The organism is Phyllobacterium sp. GQ127 (assembly GCF_059758635.1).
Genome location: NZ_JCAXDZ010000049.1, coordinates 1 through 224, shown reverse-complemented (window position 1 = coordinate 224; position 224 = coordinate 1). Strand labels below are relative to the sequence as shown.

Genomic DNA, 224 nt, shown 5'->3' with positions numbered 1-224 from the left:
GAAAGATCGCCACCCAATAGTGGATGCAGCATGTGCCGGTCAGCGCTGAAGGGGCTGCCGAGATAGGCGTCTCCCGCGAAGAGAATGAAACCGACCTGCTGGCTCGCGGCGCTATTGTCTATCAACTGCGTGGCAGCGATCTGTCCGTCGGTCACCGCGCCACTATCGACCATGGATTTCGATGTATCGAGGGCGATGATTACGCCGTCGAGGTTGCGAAAGCT

At 58.5% G+C, this 224-nt stretch carries 1 pseudogene; it reads right to left on the bottom strand.

Features of this window, described 5'->3' with window-relative positions:
- Positions 1–224: pseudogene (locus tag AC6CHM_RS25220) on the bottom strand (hypothetical protein); the annotation flags it as partial.